Origin of the sequence: Glaciihabitans sp. GrIS 2.15 (genome assembly GCF_035984695.1) — a bacterium.
Classification (GTDB): domain Bacteria; phylum Actinomycetota; class Actinomycetes; order Actinomycetales; family Microbacteriaceae; genus Lacisediminihabitans.
In genome coordinates, this window is the sequence record NZ_JAXCHU010000007.1 from 171,884 (window position 1) to 190,448 (window position 18,565).

Annotated in this window: 5 protein-coding genes; all 5 read left to right on the forward strand. The window is 61.0% G+C overall.

Annotated features, from left to right (window positions below; all coding sequences use genetic code 11):
• Nucleotides 1-87: 87 nt before the first annotated feature.
• The 5 genes from RCH11_RS11710 to RCH11_RS11730 are packed head-to-tail and all read left to right on the forward strand — an operon-like array spanning nt 88 to nt 18,532.
• Complete coding sequence (locus tag RCH11_RS11710) at nt 88-3,027, forward strand: helicase-related protein (protein WP_327057189.1); 2,940 nt, start codon at nt 88-90, stop codon at nt 3,025-3,027.
• Nucleotides 3,028-3,030: 3 nt separating this feature from the next.
• Nucleotides 3,031-7,737 carry a class I SAM-dependent DNA methyltransferase gene (locus tag RCH11_RS11715; RefSeq protein ID WP_327057190.1) on the forward strand — a complete coding sequence of 1,569 codons (4,707 nt, stop codon included), beginning with the start codon at nt 3,031-3,033 and terminating at the stop codon, nt 7,735-7,737.
• Nucleotides 7,734-14,195 carry a DEAD/DEAH box helicase gene (locus tag RCH11_RS11720; protein WP_327057191.1) on the forward strand — a complete coding sequence of 2,154 codons (6,462 nt, stop codon included), beginning with the start codon at nt 7,734-7,736 and terminating at the stop codon, nt 14,193-14,195. Before RCH11_RS11715 ends, RCH11_RS11720 begins: the two co-directional genes overlap by 4 nt.
• A 12-nt stretch (nt 14,196-14,207) precedes the next feature.
• Complete coding sequence (locus RCH11_RS11725; RefSeq protein WP_327057192.1) at nt 14,208-16,424, forward strand: 3'-5' exonuclease; 2,217 nt, start codon at nt 14,208-14,210, stop codon at nt 16,422-16,424.
• Nucleotides 16,421-18,532 (forward strand): GmrSD restriction endonuclease domain-containing protein, encoded by a 2,112-nt coding sequence (locus tag RCH11_RS11730; protein WP_327057193.1) that lies wholly within the window; start codon nt 16,421-16,423, stop codon nt 18,530-18,532. Before RCH11_RS11725 ends, RCH11_RS11730 begins: the two co-directional genes overlap by 4 nt.
• Nucleotides 18,533-18,565: the final 33 nt, after the last annotated feature.

Below are 18,565 nucleotides of genomic sequence, written 5' to 3' on the forward strand. Positions count from 1 at the left end.
GGTTTCGGTAGAGTGTGCTGCGTGTAGCACTGGCGATGAGAATCTATCAAGAGCATTCAACCGCTCATCGCAAAACAAGGGGGCAAGGTGTCACTGGGTGTCATAGAAGACGCTGAAGGAATTGGCGTCACGACCGACAGCGCAGCCGAATTGAACGTCGCCCCCGGCTCGATCGTCGTTGTACGCGACGTCACTTGGCTTGTCACGAATACCGAGATGACAACCTCGGGTCTACTTATTCGAGTGCAGGGCCTCTCCGAGCTGGTGCGTGATACCACGGCCTCCTTTTACAGCGATATAGATACGATCGTCCCGCTTGACCCGGAACAGGCCACCGTAAAGGGCGACGACTCGTCTGGCTATCGCAGGGCGAAGCTGTGGCTCGAGGCGACGCTGCGCAAGTCGCCAGTTCCGCTTAACGCTCCCGAACTCACCGTCTCCACGCGGATGCTCGCTGACCCGCTCGGGTACCAGCAGACCGCCGGGCGTAAGGCACTTGACCCCGAGAACTTGCGCCCCCGAATCCTGATTGCGGATGCAGTCGGCCTCGGCAAGACGCTGGAGATCGGCATGATCCTTTCGGAGTTGGTTAGGCGAGGGCGCGGGGAGCGAATCCTCATCGTCACCCCACGACACGTGCTCGAACAGATGCAACACGAGATGTGGACCCGGTTCGCGCTGCCTTTCGTGCGCCTCGACTCTGTGGGCATCCAACGAGTGCGGCAGAAGCTGCCGGCCACCCGCAACCCGTTCAGTCTGTACAAGCGCGCGATCATCTCGATCGACACCCTCAAACAGGACAAGTACCGGGCGCATTTGGCGAAGCACAAGTGGGACGCGGTCGTCATCGATGAATCGCACAACATCACCGGAGCAACGCTCGCCAACATGCTGGCAAATGTGCTCGCCAAGAACACCGAAGCCCTCATTCTCGCCAGCGCTACCCCGCACAACGGCAAGAAGGAATCCTTCGCCAAGCTGATCCGCCTTCTCGAGCCGACTGCCGTGACCCCCGACGGCGACATCATCGAGTCCGAAGTAAAGCGGCTCATCATCCGCCGTCATCGCAACAGCGAAGAGGTTGCGCGCGAGGTCGGTGCTGACTGGGCCGAGCGATTGGACCCGCAACACTTCTTGGTCGACGCGTCACCCGAGGAAGACGCCGTGGCGGATGAACTCTCCGACGTCTGGCTGCACCCCAAGGCCGGAGCATCACCCTACTCGGGCAACAACTCCGCCCTCTTCCCCTGGACACTCGCGAAGGCATTCCTTTCATCGCCCGCGGCGTTGCGGGACTCTACGAAGGAACGGCTGAAGAAGCTCGACCGGTCGTCCTCCGCAGCCCAGGCACGTGAGGTGGAAGCACTGGAGCGCCTGCTGGCGCTCGCCGATGATTGTCTCGCCGGCATCTCGGCGAAGTACACAAAACTGCTGGAGTACCTCCGTGGCATTAGTGTCGGGCCCTCCGGCGCCGAGCGCGCTGTGGTGTTCTCCGAGCGTGTCGCCACCCTGGAGTGGTTACACGCGAAGCTCAGCAGGGATCTCAAGCTCAAAGACGACCAGATCAAGATCCTTCATGGTGGCCTCAGCGACGTCGAGCAGCAGGAGACAGTCGAGAGCTTCAAGCAATCGTCATCGCCGATTCGGCTTCTTGTTACGGGAGACGTGGCCTCCGAGGGCGTCAACCTGCATTCGCAGTGCCACGAACTCATCCATTTCGATATTCCGTGGAGCCTCATTCGCATCGAGCAACGCAACGGCCGCATCGACCGCTACGGCCAGAAGAAACGGCCGCAGATTACGACGATGCTGCTGAGCCCGTCGAATGCCCGGTTCTCGGGAGATGTGCGTGTGCTCCAGCGCCTGCTCGACCGTGAGCGAGAGGCGCACACGGCGCTCGGCGACGTCGCCTCCCTCATGGGCAAATACGACGCCGGCGCCGAAGAGGACGAGATCAAGAAGGCCCTTGCGGCCGGGCGTGATGCCGACGATGTAATCCCTACCATCGAGCAGGCGCTGTCAGGAGAAAGTGATCCGATCGGCTCGCTGCTGGCCAAGCTCGCAATGCAGCAGAGCAGCGGCCTCGTCGTTTCGCCCACCGAGACTGCGATGACCGTGGATGCCTCGTCTGGCCTGTTTCCCGACGACACCACGTTCCTACGGGAGGCTCTAATTGAGACATTTGCGGCACCAGCCGCCGCACCATCTGCTGGGGGTGTGGGCTGGAAAGAGAGCCTCTCGCACGGAATAGTCGAGATGGTGCCTACCCGCGACCTCGCCCAGCGACTCGAGGTCCTACCTCAGAGTTACCTGCGAGACCGCAAGGTCGTCGAGGACCTCAAGCTCGTCGTATCGCTTCAGCGAGGCAAGGATCTTCTGCAGGATGCCCGCGACAACAAGGCGAGCACGTCACTGTGGCCTGAGGCCCACTATCTCGGCCCGCTGCATCCGGTGCTGGAGTGGGCCAGCGACCGCGCGCTTTCCAAGCTGGGCCGCAACGAGGTGTTCGCAGTGCGCGGCGACGTGGACTACCCGACGATTCTGCTTCTGTCGACCTTGACGAATCTTCGCGGCCAAGTTGTGGCTAGCGCCTTCCTCACGGTGAGTGTGCCCGACATCGAGAACACAAACTTCATGATCACGATGGTGCACGCGACCGCGAAAACAGCTCTCGCGGAAGTTGGTTTCTCGGCCTCATCTCAGGTCAACTCAGGCGCTGTAGACGTGGCGTCGCTGCAGAAGTTGATCGCGCCCGCCGTTCGCGCCGCTCGAAAAGATGCGGCGCTGCTCGCTGAGTCGTCGAAAGCGGCGATCGAGCAGCGCATCGAGTCGTGGTCGACCCGCATTGAAGAGTGGGAGCGAAAGGCAGACGTTCTCACCCAGCTGGAAGGTCTCAAGTCGCGCCGCCTCACAGTGGAGCAGGAGCGGGTGATGGCCGAGTCGATGAAGCCGCACCAGCAGCTTGTGCGTCCGCTGCTCGTGGTGGTGCCGAGGGACTATGCCGACGACGAAACGGCAGGGGAGTAGGGCATGGCTGACGAGGCGATCATCATCGGCGAGGGTTGGCTGAGCGAACACTTCTTTACGACGGATGCGAAATCGCAGTCGTTTCAGGCGCAGGTGCTTGCGCGCCGCAAAGAGTGGGACGAGCAAGACACAGACGGCACACGGTCGACGCGGGCACGGTTCAATGCGATACGCGCCCAGCTCGAGTCGCGCCTGGCGATTCTGGAGCCGGGTAGCAATGACCTGGGCATTCGCGAGGATCTCTATGATGCCGTGCTCGAAACTCTGGGCTACCAGGGCGGCGGGTACCGGATGGAGCGAGAGGGTCCGCTTTTGCGGGTGACTCAGCCGGGCCTTTCAGAGGTATCGCCGCTCGTGATCATCGAGGGGCGACCCGCGGACACCATTGAGGATCTGCTCGTCAAGGATGCCCATACCTTGCTGGTTCCCTTCGAGACCGACACCAACGAAAAGCACGCGATCGACTCAGTGGCACGCTTGCTGTCCGCCGTATTCGTCGAGGGAGGCGGACCGATCTTCGCCCTGGTGCTCGCCGGCAAGTGGCTGCTGGTGGCGGAGCGAGACCGATGGGCCGAGGGTCGCTATCTTGCAGTGGACCTGCAACTGGTGGTTGCCCGCAACGACACAAAGCGTGGTGGGGAGATCGATCGCGCTCTCACCTGCGTGGCCTCGGAGTCCCTTGCCCCGGATGCCGACGGCGACATCTGGTGGACGAAGGCGCTCGAGGAGTCGATCAAACACACTGTCGGAGTTTCCCAGGATCTTCGTGAGGGCGTACGACTCTCCATCGAGATCATCGCGAACGATGTAGTTGCTCGCCGCCTCCGCGGCGGGCTCGAGCCACTGCCGCAGGCGGAGGCACAGACGCTCGCGAAGGAGTCCCTGCGATTCCTGTACCGCATCCTGTTCCTACTGTTCGCTGAGGCGTCGCCCGAACTAAAGGTGCTACCTGTCGGTGCGAGTGAGTACGAGGAGGGTTACAGCCTCGACCGCCTCCGCGAGCTGACCCTGGTCACTCTCGCGACCGAGCAGGCGGAGCACGGCACGCACTTCTATGAGTCCCTCGCAGTGCTCTTCCGTTTGGTAGACCAGGGCCACGGAGTTCGAGCGGTCGAGCCTGTCGAGACCTCGCTGATCGAGCCGGTCGAAACCTCCGCGTCCGACCTTCGCGACGGCCTCACCTTTAACAGCCTCCGCGCCGATCTCTTCCTGCCCAAGGCCACAGCCCTCATTGATGAGGTCAAGCTGAGTGACGCCGAGCTGCAGAAGGTGCTCGCACACCTGCTGCTCAGCAAGGAGCAGAAGGGCCGCGACCGCGGCTTCATCAGCTACGCCGATCTCGGGATCAACCAACTGGGCGCCGTGTACGAGGGTCTCATGTCCTACACGGGGTTTTTCGCCGAGACCGAGCTCTATGAGGTGGCCAAAGATGGGAACGCCGAGAAGGGTTCCTGGGTGGTGCCGGTCGAGCGCTCCGAGGGCATCGACGCGAAAGACTTCGTAAAATCGACGAACCCGATCACTGGCGAGGTGCAGGCGGTGGTTCACGACCGCGGTAGCTTCGTATTCCGTCTCGCGAGCCGGGAGCGTCAGCAATCCGCCTCCTATTACACACCCGAAGTTCTCACCCGCTTCACGGTGTCACAGGCGCTGGAAGAGTTGTTAGACCAGAACGGCTCGACAACAACGGCAGCCGAGATTCTCGAGCTGACCGTGTGCGAGCCAGCGCTGGGCTCGGGTGCGTTCGCCCTCGAAGCGGTGAGACAAGTGGCCGCAGAGTACCTCAAGCGTCGGCAGAAGGAGCTGGGCAAGGACATTGATCCGGATGCCTATCCGCGCGAATTGCAGAAGGTCAAGGCCTCGATCGCCCTGCACCAGGTTTACGGCGTTGACCTCAATGCCACAGCGGTTGAGCTTGCCGAGATTTCGCTCTGGCTGGACACCATGTCGGAAGACCTGCAGGCGCCCTGGTTCGGCCTGCACCTGAAGCGCGGAAACTCCCTCATCGGCTCCCGCCGGGCGGTCTACAGCCGCGACCAAGTGAACTCGAAGACGTGGCTCAAGGCCGTTCCGCGTGATGTGCCGGTAGTCGATTTAGCCGAAGATATCCGTGAGGGACGCGTCGCCTCGGGGCTGTCGGGATCCATCCACCACTTCCTCTTGCCTTCGGAAGGCTGGGGGAGCGCCACCGAGGCGAAGGAGGCAAAGGAGCTCGCCCCAGAGGCTCTCGCCGCGCTCAAGGCATGGCGTCGTCAGATCACGATCAAGCCGACTAAGAAGCAGCTCGACCAACTTGCCGCTCTTGCGATGCGCGTCGAGACGCTCTGGCAGTTCGCTCTCCGCCGCCTCGAGATAGCCGAACGCGAGGTTCGCCGAAAGATCCCGCTCTGGGGATCGTCGGTCGAGCCTGCCGAGACGACACGCTTGGTATCCCGCGAAGACATCGAAGCCAAACTCGCCGACACCAACGGCGCGTATCAACGCCTCCGGCGCGTGATGGACGCCTGGAACGCCCTGTGGTTCTGGCCGCTGACCGACACGCTCACGCAAGACGTACAACCTCCAACCTTGGATGAATGGATCAACGGACTCGCAGCTGTCCTCGGCACCCACTTCGAGGCCAAAAAGAACGCAATCGCGCAGGGGCAGGCAACGCTCAGCCTCTCGACCGAGTGGACTGAACTCGGCACGGCAGAGGAGATCGAGCTGTCGCTCGCCGGGGCAAGTCCGGTAAGCGACGCACTTGTTGATCACCCTTGGCTCTCTGTGTCAGAGCGAATCGCCGCCCAGCAGGGCTTCTTTCACTGGGAGCTCGACTTCGTCACGGTCTTCGCCCGCGGTGGATTCGACTTGCAAGTGGGTAACCCCCCGTGGGTCCGTCCGCGATCCGACGTCGCCGCATTGTTGGCCGAAGGCGATCCATGGTGGCAGCTCACACTCAAGCCCACTCAAGCGCAGATCGGGACAAAACGAAAAGACACTCTCAGCCTTGATGGCATCGCGAATCTCGTCCTCGAGGGTACGAGTGATGTTGCCGTCACCGCTGCGTTCGTTGGCTCTGCGGCAATCTACCCTCATCTGGGCGGCGTGCAACCGAATCTCTACCTAGGCTTCATGGAGCAGGTTTGGCGACACGGCAGCAGCGCTGGAACCATTGGCCTGATTCACCCGGAAACCCACTTCACCGACGAAAAGGCGGCCTTGCTCCGGGGCGCGACCTACCTGCGACTGCGCAGGCATTGGCACTTCCTCAACGAGCGAATTCTGTTCGAGATTGATGACAAGGCATCTTTCGGGATCCACGTCTATGGTCGCGCAGCGCCTGAACCTTCCTTTCAAATGGCGACTTACATCTACCATCCCGACGTGGTAGTGCGTTCCCTGGGCCATGATGGCTCCGGCGAAGAGCCAGGTTTGAAGGACCGCGATGGCAACTGGGACCTACGTCCGCACCGCAACCGCGTGACTAATGTGACCGATGAGACACTCAAGATCTGGCACGCCATCCTTGAGGACGATTCTGTCCCGGTGAGGCAAACACGAATGGTTTACGCCGTCAATCGCGCGACAGCTGCTGTGCTCGAAAAACTCTCCCACAGTCCTCGGATCAGCGAGCTGGGGTTGGAGTTCTCGCGTGGGTGGGACGAGAGTATTGACCGCAAGAAGGGTGTCTTCGAAGTTAATTGGGGTGAGGTCCCAGCCTGGAGGGAGGCAATTCTCCAAGGTCCTCACTTATTTGTTGCCATACCGTTCTACAAGTCTCCGAATCCGACAATGTTGCACAATCAAGACTGGTCGGCGGTTGACCTTGAGACATTGACGCCCGATGCACTCCCGATTACCTCATACAAGCCGGCAATCGATTCCACAACTTACGACGCGACTTACAGCCATTGGGGGCTAGATCGGGTACCTGCTCGCGACAGCTACCGCATTGCATGGCGGAACATGGCCGCGAACAAGAACGAGCGCACACTCATCGCCGCGGTTATCCCCCCCGGCGCTGCACACGTTAACGCAGTGACGAGTGCTGGGGCCCCTTCCGCGATCGGACTAATCCAGGCCGCCGCGTCACTTTCGTCGATCGTAAACGACTTCGTTGTGCGGGCAACCACGCCTTCGACGGTGAACCGAGGAGTTGTCAGGCAGCTGTCATTGGCGCGCGCCGACCATCCTCTATTTCCCCAGATTGCGCTTAGAACACTGCGGCTGAACGTGCTCACGGAGGCGTATTCGAGCCTCTGGCATGAAGCGTTTGATGAGGAGTTCTTGAGCGATGCATGGCAGGGCGGCCTAGATTACACCGGACGGTCTGGCCTCGGCGTTGTCTCCGCGGAGTGGGAGCCCTCGACGCCACTTCGCCGCGCATCCGACAGGCGGCAGGCGCTTGTGGAGATGGACGCGATCTTTGCCCTGATGCTCGGAGTCACAGCAAACGAACTGTGCACGATATATCGGGCTCAGTTTGCGGTGCTCTACGGTTACGACCGCAATGTCTACTTTTACGATGCTAACGGCCGCTTGGTCCCGAGCTCGGTGCTCACTGTGTGGCGGGCGAAAGGGCAACGGGCTACTGAGGATGAGCGCACCGCAACGAACGCCGCTGGGAACACGTACACGTACGAGCGGCCCTTCGTGACTCTGGACCGAGAGGCCGACATGAGGCAGGCATACGCGCACTTCGAGACAATTCTGAAGGATCGCTCGTGAGTGAACTGCTCCCTACGCTCCAGGCTGAAGACGTGCGGGACGGCCTCGTCGATTACCTGTCCACCACCTTCGCCCTCGCTGACGAAGATGCGCGCCTCGCGCTCGACCGCTTCCTTCGGCATCCAGAGAAGGGCATCTTCAAGGGTCCCTTCGTTCGCTTGCGCTTGCCATTCCGACCGGCTGACGAGGGATGGCGGTCGACGCTCGAATGGCACGAGGGCTTTCCGCCTTACGGCCATCAGGCGGCCGCATTCGCACGGCTGAGCAGCGCCAACCTTAGCCCCGAGAAGCCCCGGCCATTGCCGACTCTCGTGACCACAGGGACTGGCTCGGGCAAGACCGAGGCCTTTCTCTACCCAATTCTCGACCACGTTCTGCGCGCAAAGCGCGAAGGTGTCGGCGGCATCAAGGCCCTCATCCTGTACCCAATGAACGCCCTCGCCAATGACCAGGCCCGTCGCCTCACCGAGCTCATCACTACCAGCCCTGCTCTCGGAGGAGTGCGTGCCGCCCTCTACACCGGGCAGACCGGACCGACCCGCAGCAGCGTCACGTCTGAGGGGCTCATCACCGATCGTTCTGCGATTCAGGCCGATGCCCCAGACATCCTGCTCACCAACTACAAGATGCTCGACCAACTTCTGCTGCGCCCCGCCGACCAGACCCTATGGCAGCAGAGCGCTACCAGCCTGCGCTATCTGGTGCTCGACGAGTTCCACACCTACGACGGCGCGCAGGGGACTGACGTTGCCATGTTGCTCCGTCGCCTAGGGCTGGCGCTCAAACGGCATTGGCCCGCGGTAGGTGTAGAGACGCATGCTTCGACGGCTACTTCGCCAGCGATAGATGATACCGCGCGTGCCCGGCCGCTCGGTCTCATTACCCCTGTGGCCACGTCGGCCACGCTGGGCGATAAGGGCGATCCCAAGCTCATGGTGGACTTCGCCAACACCGTCTTCGGCGATGAGTTCGACGACGACAGCATCATCACCGAGACCCGGTTGAGCCTCGCTGAATGGTCCGACGGCGCACAAGCGCGGCTTGCTGCTCGCGGACTTGAGCCGCGGCCGGTCGACGGGGCGCTCCTTGTCGAGCTGACGGATGCGGTCGACGCCCTTGGCGAGCAGCATCGCGACGCCGAGACCATCACCGCTACAGTGCTCTCCACGCTCTACTGGCGGGGGCAGTCGGCCGCTTCCACACACGGATTTACCAGCACCGACCCGGAACTGCTGCTCGATGCCACCCAGGCACACCCATTCACTCGCGCGCTCTGTGAGGCCGCCAGTGATGCGGTCTCGATTGACACCCTTGTCGCCACGCTCTTCCCCGCCGGCCTGAGCGCCACGGAGACGGTTGAGCAACGCGACGCGTCCCGCGCGACTTTTCTCGTCACTCTGATCGCCGCGCTGAGCCACGTGCGCTCTTTCGTGGGTCGCACCGCTGCATCCGTTGACCTGCACCTCTGGGTGCGGGCACTCACCCGCCTCGATCGCGTCGCCGGGCCCAGCGTCGGCTACGACTGGTCAGATGACGGCGGCATCGAAGAGCACGACAACGACGACCCCTTCAGCTTGGACGGGCGCGCCAAGTTCCCTGCAATCTACTGCCGGCACTGCGGCCGCAGCGGATGGGGAGTGCAACTCGGGCCCGTCGGGTTCGACCTCGACCACAGCGACATCGATATCCGTCGCAACCACGCCACCCACTCGGCACGGTTCCGGGCCCTCATTTACGCACCTCGAGAGGCGGACCAGCAGCAGCAGCTACCCGCAGCGGACTCCACTACCGAGGGCCTGTTCTGGTTCGATGTGCAGCAGCGTCAACTCAGCATCGAGCCCCCCAAGGAGGACGGATCACAGGCGGTCACCGACGTGCTGCCCGTGCTCACCCTCATGGGCGACGATGCCGACGAAGACTCCAACAAGGACGTGTGCCCCAACTGCCAGAAGGCCGACGGCATCCGCTTTCTTGGAAGCGCGATCTCCACGCTGCTCTCGGTGAGTATCAACACCATCTTCGGAGACCGGTACCTCGACGCTGGTGAGAAGAAGGCTCTCGTCTTCACGGACAGCGTGCAGGATGCCGCCCACCGCGCCGGCTTCGTGCAGAGTCGCTCCCACGTCTTCAGCCTCCGTAACGCCATTCGAGACGCGATTAATGATGGGGTCTCCACACTCGACGACGTCGCGGAGGCGATGCTGCGGCGTGCCGGGGACGACAAGTTTCTGCGCTATCGCCTGCTCGCCCCCGATGTTGTCGACCGCGAAGCCTTCGCACCGTTCTGGCAGGAAGACACCGCACGGCGCGTACCCGCGCCCACCATGCGGCTCGTTCGCAAACGCCTGAAATTCGACCTCGCCATGGAGTTTGGTTTGCAGTCCAGGGTGGGCCGCACTCTTGAGCTCACCGGATCCGTCGCTGTCGAGGTCGACGCCGGACCGGCGGCCCGACTGGAAGCAGCCGGTCGCGCCGCCGTGCGGGACTTCGAGACCGGGGGATTCCTCGATGACGAGAGAGGCAGCGAGATCGCCCCCACAACCCTCGTGCGTTGGGTGCGAGGTGTGCTCGAGCGGATGCGCGAACGCGGCTCAATCGAGCACGAGTGGCTGCGCAAGTACGTCGACAACAACGGCGAACTCTGGTGGCTGTGGGGCGGGCGCCCCCGTGGCGAAGGAATGCCAGCATTCCCCCCGGGACGCGAAGTGCCCGCGTTCCCGCGCGTGGGCTCTATTGCCGCAGTGAAGGGTGCCCGCGAGTCCCACCTCGACCAGGCCACATCGTCGCAAGGCTGGTACGCGATCTGGGCGCGCAAAGTGTTGGGCGTCATTCCCTCCGATGGAGCCAAACTCACCAGATTGCTCTTTGCCGAACTCGAAAAAGGCGGCATCATCTTGGGCGCCCCAATTGGTAGCAGCGGCGCGACCGCCTATCAGCTGAGTCCTAACCGTATTCTTGTCGCCCCCATTTCCCTCGCGGACTTCACCGCTGGGCACCACCTGCTCGAGTGCGACACCTGCCAAACGCCGGTGCCGGGAACAGCCACCGTCATCGGCCAGCTGGACGGTGGACCGTGCCTGGTGGGCCGCTGCCGCGGAATCCTTCGGACTAAGGCCGGCGTTGCCAACTACTATCGCACCCAATACAACGACGGCGAGATTCGCCGCGTTGTCGCCCGCGAGCACACGAGCCTTCTGAAGGACGATGTGCGTCTGGCTTACGAGAACGGTTTCAAGGCTGCAGTCGCTCAGCCGGATGCCCCCAACGTGCTTGTCGCTACCCCCACGCTCGAGATGGGTATCGACATCGGCGACCTCTCTACTGTGTTCCTTGCTGGGCTACCCCGATCTGTCGCGTCCTACCTCCAGCGTGTCGGGCGGGCCGGACGGCTTACCGGCAACGCCCTCACCATGGCATTCGTCGTGGGCCGCGGGGATCAGCTTCCCAAGCTCGGAGATCCGCTCTCGGTGATCAATGGGGAGGTGCGTCCGCCCGCCACATACCTCAATGCCGAGGAAATTCTGCGACGTCAGTACACGGCGTCGATAGTCGACCACCTCGCCGCCACGTCAAAGTTCACCGGAGTGGCCCAAGCCCGTGACGTGCTCACGACGACCGACGCGAAATCCTTTCTGGCCACCGTCATCGAGGATGCCGAGGCCAACGCGGCAACGCGTCTCGATGCCTTCCTGGCCACCTTCGATCACCTCACGGAATGGGCCGTCGGCACGCTTCGCAGCTGGGCGATGCCCGACGACGGAGAGCGCTCCAGCGGCATCGCCCGCACCCTTATCGGGTCCTCGGCCCGATGGAACGCCGAGATCGAGACGCTACGCATTCGACGAAAGGTGATCAACGAATCCCTGCCGCACCTGGAAGCCGCCGCCGGTCACCCCGCTGCGAATGACGACGACCGGATCGCGTTGCGAGCGGCAAAGGCTTCAATCGGCATGGTCCTGCGCCAACTCGACGATCTTCGTAACGAGCATTGGGTCGGCGCACTCGAACGGTTCGGCGTGCTTCCCAACTACACACTGCTCGACGACAGCGTGCGCCTCGATGTGGCGCTGAGCTGGATAGACCCCGAAAGCCAGGAGTTCCAGCACGACGCGATCAGCTACGAACGCGGTGCCGGAATCGCGATCAACGAGCTCGCACCGGGCGCGACCTTCTATGCGCAAGGCATAGAGATCCAAATCGACGCCGTCGACCTCGGCAGCGAAGGGTCCCGCGTGCAGACGTGGGTGTTCTGCCCGGAATGCGGGTTCGCCCGCGACTCAATGGTGCCGATGGAGGGCGATGCAGCCAAGGGTCTTACCTTTTGCCCGCGATGCGGGAGCAAGGGAATCGCCGACGCCAATCAGAAATTCGACGTCGTCGAACTCGAACAGGTCTCCGCCGAGGTACGCCGCGACGAATCGAGCATTAGTGATCGGCGAGACGAGAGACAACGCGAGCGCTTCTTTGTGCAGGTTGCCGCGGACATAGACCCCGCCCACGTGGCCAGACAGTGGTTCATCGAAGGCACTGACTTCGGCGTCAAGTATTTGCGTGAACTCACCATCCGCTGGATCAATCTGGGCAAGGTCAGCGCGGCGGGCTCGCCGCGGATGCTAGCGGGGGCCGAGCTGTCACCACCCCTGTTCCGCGTTTGCGAAGCCTGCGGCAAACTGGACCAGAAGGGCGAAGTGAACACGGCCCGAGAACACCGCGCGTGGTGTCGACACCGCACATCAAAGGATGAGCACACGCGCCAGCTTGCCCTTAGCCGCACTCTTAAAACCCAGGGAGTGGTGCTGCGGCTACCCGCTTCGGTCACGGTCGGCGACGGGCTCGGACTGCCGAGTATCTCCGCGGCAGTGCAACTCGGTCTGAGAGAGGTGATCGGTGGCGACCCGGACCACCTTCGCCTCGTCACCATCGTTGAGCCGGTCATGGGGGAGGACGTGAACAACGTCGCCCTGCTTATTCACGATGCAGTCCCGGGAGGCACCGGCTATTTGGCCGATCTTGCCGACAAGGACAACATCCGCGACATTCTCGAACGAGCCTGGCGCATCGTTGCGCATTGCCCGTGCCGCAACGAGGGACGAAGCGCGTGCCACCGCTGTCTGCTTCCATTCGCACCCGGCGGCGACCTTTCGAAAGTTTCGCGCGCCAGCGCTGAACGACACCTGCGAACAATCCTCGGGATCGACGAGACCGGTGAAGGCGACCCCTGGATTGTGACCCCGGTCGACCCGGGAACTCAGGACCCAGAGTCAATCCTCGAACAGTGGTTCCGTAAGGTCTTCATGGAGCGTGCGGCCGCGCTCGGAGCCACGATCAAGGAGATCCCCGGCGAGTGGGGCAATAGAATCCAGCTCACTTTGCCCGGATCCAAAGTGGTGTGGCAGCTCGTGCCTCAACCATTCATGGGAAAGACCCGTCCGGACTTCGTGCTTGAGCCGCTCGGCGGCGGCGGGACCAAGCTGGTCATCTATACCGATGGCTACAAGTACCACGCGACATCGGTCAACAACCGACTTGCAGACGATGCCACCAAACGGAGAGCGTTACGGAACCAGGGTTACTTTGTGCTCGGAATCACTTGGGACGACATTAGGCGGGCCGGATCGGGCGAAACCGAGCCCGCTAGCGACTGGTTCAGCCGTGACTTTGCTTCGGCATTCGTCAGCGGTCTCGGGCTTTCGCCAGCCGCGCTCGACCATGTGACTGCCAACCCAATCACCCAGATCATGGGTTGGTTGCAGAACCCCGCCGCAGCTGAGGATCAGTGGCGGCGGATCGCCAGCGCGCTGCCTCTCATCACAGTCCAGCCGGAGAGCGCATTTGTTGTGGCGGTTGCCGATGCGCCGGCACTCGTCAATCGAGCCCTGGCTGAGTTGGAAGGAAGCGCGCCTGATGGGACGGTCGACCCGCAGTCGTGGCGCCTGAAGGGTAGTCACCTGGTGATGCAATCGCGACGAGTGGGCTCAGCGGGGGATCCCGAGGTCGTGCTCATGCTCGACGACCGTGACGCGGCAGTCTCCGCTGCGGATTTTGCCGATTCGTGGCGTCTTTGGCTCAAGCTTTCTAACCTGTTGGGTGCTCGATCAGCCGGTGTATTCACCGAGATCCTCACCGCATCCGAAGCTAGTCAGTTTGGTGAGGCCGACATGGTCTTGTTGCAGATGGAAGCAGCTGTCGGCAGCGAATGGAGCGACGCGCTCGAGTTCGCCAGTGACGAGGACAGGGCTCTGCTCCTGTTGCTTGCCGGGGTTCCCGAAATGCTCGTTCCCGAAACCGGACTCGAACTTGGCGATGGGATTCCCGTAGACATCGCATGGGAGCAACAGCGAATCGCCGTTGCCAGGAATCTTGGCGCGAGCGATGTAGATGCACTCAAGGCAGCGGGCTGGACCGTGGTCGAAGCATCCCTCGACGCCGTGCTTGACGCGCTCAAAATAGGAAGGTAGCCGACATCCCTAATGACAAACATTTCTTTTTCCAAGCTCAAGGGTCAAGACCACGACAAGAACGTGAACGCAAAGATCATGGCGTTCATGTCGAAACTTGCCGAGGACGATACTGCCCCTGGCCTGCATATTGAGAAGATGGCTAACGCCGCGGACCCTCGTGCTCGCACCGGCCGGGTTGATTTGTCATTGCGGGCTGTGCTTTTTCGCCTAGACATCCCTGGGGAAGAGCGCACGTATGTCTACGCCGGCACATGGGCACATGACGTAGCCATTCACCGAGCAAGAACGCAAATATTAAATCGCAACCCAATCAACGGTGTGACGGAATTCATTGACGCCAGTAAGCCATTGGTTGGTTTCCAGGACGAGACACCTGATTCGCCGCAGGCGTCGAGCGCGGCACCCGTGTCCTATCTTGCATCCCAGAATTACCACATCACCGACCTCACTCACGAATTGGGTTTCGACCAGGCGAGTGCCGCGAAGATCTTCTCCGCGGAGAGCGACGATGAATTGTTGGAGCTCGCCGATTCGTTCGAGAATCAATGGCAAAAGAACGCAGTGCTCGCGTTGGCCGTCGGCGACGCTATCTCCAAGATTCGCACCGACCTCGGCTTCGATCAGACCGAGGTTATCGACGAGGGCGTGACCGATGACGAGAAGCTCGTCAAGTCGCTGCTGCACCCGGCATCCCGCATGCAATTCGCCTTTATCGAGAACGACGAGGAACTGCGTCGTGTGATCGAAGGCGGGGACTTCGGCGCATGGCGAGTGTTTCTTCACCCGGAACAGCGAATGTACGCAGAGAAGGACTACAACGGGTCGTTCCGGCTTACTGGCGGTGCCGGAACCGGCAAAACTGTGGTGCTCCTCCATCGCACCGATCGGTTGGCGAGCCAGAACCCCTCTGCTCGGATCATCTTGACTACCTTCACCAAGGCCCTGTCGTCTGCGTTGGAGCGAGACCTGGAGCGCCTTGATCCAACGGTCGTTCCAGCATCCGCGCTCGGTGGAGTCGGTGTGCTCGTGCGCGGAATCGATCAACTGGCAGTCGCTGTGCGAGACAGGGCCGGCGCAGATTTTTGGAAGGCAGCAGGTGCGGTCTTCGGATCGGAGATCGAACCTCGCGGCAACCTGGACAGCAGCAGCAAGTATTGGCAAGACGCGATCGATGACGTGACGGAAGAGCTTCCGGAATCGCTGCGTAGCCCCACCTTCTTTGAGGGGGAATACCTGCAAGTTATCCTTCCGCACCGAATCAGCAGCCAAGATGAATACTTTAAGGTGCGGAGACCCGGACGCGGGATTGCACTTGACCGTCGTAAGCGTGCGGCCGTCTGGAAGGTCATCGAGCTTTATCGACAGACCGCCCGTCTTCTGGGGCGCCTGAGCTATGCCGAAGTCTCCGCCATTGCCGCGTCATACCTCAACACGAACCCCTCTGCCCGAGTCGCCGATCACGTGCTTGTCGACGAGGCGCAGGATCTCTCTCCGCTGCACTGGCAGTTGCTTCGGGCTCTGGTGGGAGAAGGCAAGAACGACCTCTTTATCGCCGAAGACACGCACCAGCGCATTTACGGGCAGCATGTCGTGCTGTCTCGCTATGGCATCAAGATCAGCGGGCGCTCGCGTCGGCTCACCCTCAACTACCGCACCACCCAGCAGAACCTGAACTATGCGCTGGGCGTACTCGAAGGCGGCATCTACCTCGACAGCGAAGATGCTAAGGAAGTCGATCACGGTTACCGCTCAGCGCGGACGGGGCCGGCACCCAGAGCCCTCTCTGCGTCGACAAAGGCCGAGCAATTCAACAACGTAGCCGAACTCGTCAAGGAGTGGCTTGCCGATCCAGATATCCGTCCGGAGACCATCGCCATCCTCACTCGCACCAACAACCAGGCGGCTGACGTCAAGAACCAGCTCGCCGACCGCAGTGTCACTATCACCGAGACACACACGGGCGAGACGGTCGGCAAGAATCCCCTCGTGCTCACCATGCACAAGTCGAAGGGGCTCGAGTTCTCTCGTGTGGTCCTCTTCGACATTTCGGAAGGTGCGATTCCCCCCGCCTGGGTGCTGAAGGATGTGGCCGAAGAAGAAATCCCTGATGTGAACCTTCGCGAGCGTTCGCTGCTTTACGTTGCTGCAAGCCGAGCGCGTGACGAGTTGGTTATCTCGTGGCAGGGGAAGCCATCGGGTTTGCTGAGCAAGGCGGCCGGAAAGTGAGCGAGATCTTCAAATTCGGAGACTGGACAGTCCAGAATCTCGTCGATCAAGTGGACAGCGGCGTGATTGGCTTGCCGGATCTTCAACGGCCTTTTGTATGGCCTAATACCAAGGTTCGTGATCTGTTCGACTCCATGTACCGCGGCTACCCGGTGGGGGAGTTGATGTTCTGGAACGTGGCGGCAGAGGAAGAAACGCGGGCGATCAGTCGAGATGCCGCTCGCAATGCAGCACACCAGATCATCGACGGACAGCAGCGGCTGACGAGCCTATACGCCGTAATCAAGGGCAAACCGGTTCGCGACGCGGACTATCGCGAGCGCTCAATCGTCATCGCATTTAACCCGTTCACTCACAAGTTCGAAGTCCCCTCGGCGGCAATAATGAGATCCGCAAGTTGGATCCAAAACCTCTCGGAGTTCTTCGCTTCTCCAATTCCGTCTCGGCGACAGTTCATAGCGAAATTCGAAGAAGCCAATGGGCCGCTCGACGACGAGCAGAAAGACACCCTCGAGACAACTCTGAGTCATCTTTACGACCTTCGGAACTACCTGTTCAAGGTTGTCGAGATCTTGGCAACTGCCACTAAAGAAACGGTCGCCGACATTTTCGTCCGTATCAATTCCGAAGGCGTCAGCCTGAAGGCTTACGACTTCATACTCACCTGGCTCAGTGTCTTCTGGCCTGAGGGTCGAGATGAGATTGAAGATTTTGCTCGAGCTTCACGAATAACCGCCGAGCGAGCTTCCGAGTTGGCCGAACGCAATGTCGCGTGGACCCCACGAAACCACTTCGTCAAAGTCGACACCGGCCAAATCATCCGCGTACTTGTAGCGATTGGACAAAATCGCGCGAAGCTAGGAGATGCCTATAACGCCTTGCTCGCCCGCGATCGCGCGACGGGTGCAGTCGATCTCGAACGACAGCAGGGAGAGCTTGGCCGACTGAAGAGTGCGTTGCCCCTCGTGCTGAAGCCTTTGCATTGGGATGAATTCATTCGGTGTCTCCCAGCGGTCGGGTTTCGGTCACGTCGAATGGTGACTTCAGATACAAACCTGTTTTCAAGTTACGCAATTTGGCTCCTTGGTCGCACCCGATATGGCGTGGATCTCGCGGACCTTCGCGTTCTTATAGGGCGTTGGTTCTATATGTCGCAGCTCACATCGCGATACACAGGAAGTGGTGAGACTCAGCTTCAGAAGGACCTCGACCGGATTGAGCAACTTCCCGCGGGTGCCAGTAAGAAGTTCGAAAATCTGCTTGAATCTGTCATTGCGTCGGAGCTCACAGAGGATTTCTGGGCTTACCGTATGCCTGATGCGCTCATCTCGTCCTCAGCGGCTCTTTCACCCTCCTACCAGTGTTACTTAGCAGCCCTAAACGTGCTCGATGCGGACCTGTTCATGTTGGCGGGGAAAGTGCGGGAGTGGATGGACCCGGCATCTACCTCTGTTAAGGGCGTTGAAGGACATCATCTTTTTCCAAGGAAGTATCAAGAAGCAGTGCTTGGAGCGACGGATGTCAAGCGCATCAACCAAGTGGCGAACTTTGCTCCCACTGATTGGGACACGAATATCTGGATTTCAGATAGGCCGCCGATTGAATACTGGCCCGCGCTCCGGTTGAAGCGTTCAATGTCGGACGCTGATCTTGAGCGTCAGATGTATTGGCATGCGCTTCCGAATAGCTGGGAAATGCTGACTTACGACGAGTTTCTGCATCAGCGTCGACTGCTCATGTCGTCCGTTACGAGAGATGCTTTTCGTGCCCTGAGCCAGGAATCCCTTGTGACGACGGATCAGGAGAACACTGCTGCGGCTGCCTTCGCCGACGAGCTTGACTCTGGGGACGTGGGCGAATTGCTCGACGGAGGCTTTCTGGAAGTCGGCGACATACTCGTTCCGTCTGATCCGAACTCTCTTGTGGAAGGAGTCATTCTCGAGGACAGGGTTATTCAAATCGGTGACCAGATGTACGGGTCTCTCAACGATGCTGCGTATTCCGTCGGGGTGACAAATGTTCCAGGACTTGAGTTCTGGGTTGTCGACGGGGGCAGCGAGGGACGCCGACCTGTTCGCAGTGATTTATCGCAAGATATTGCATCTTGACGATTAGGTGCAAGCTCCGGTCCAGCCCGAGGG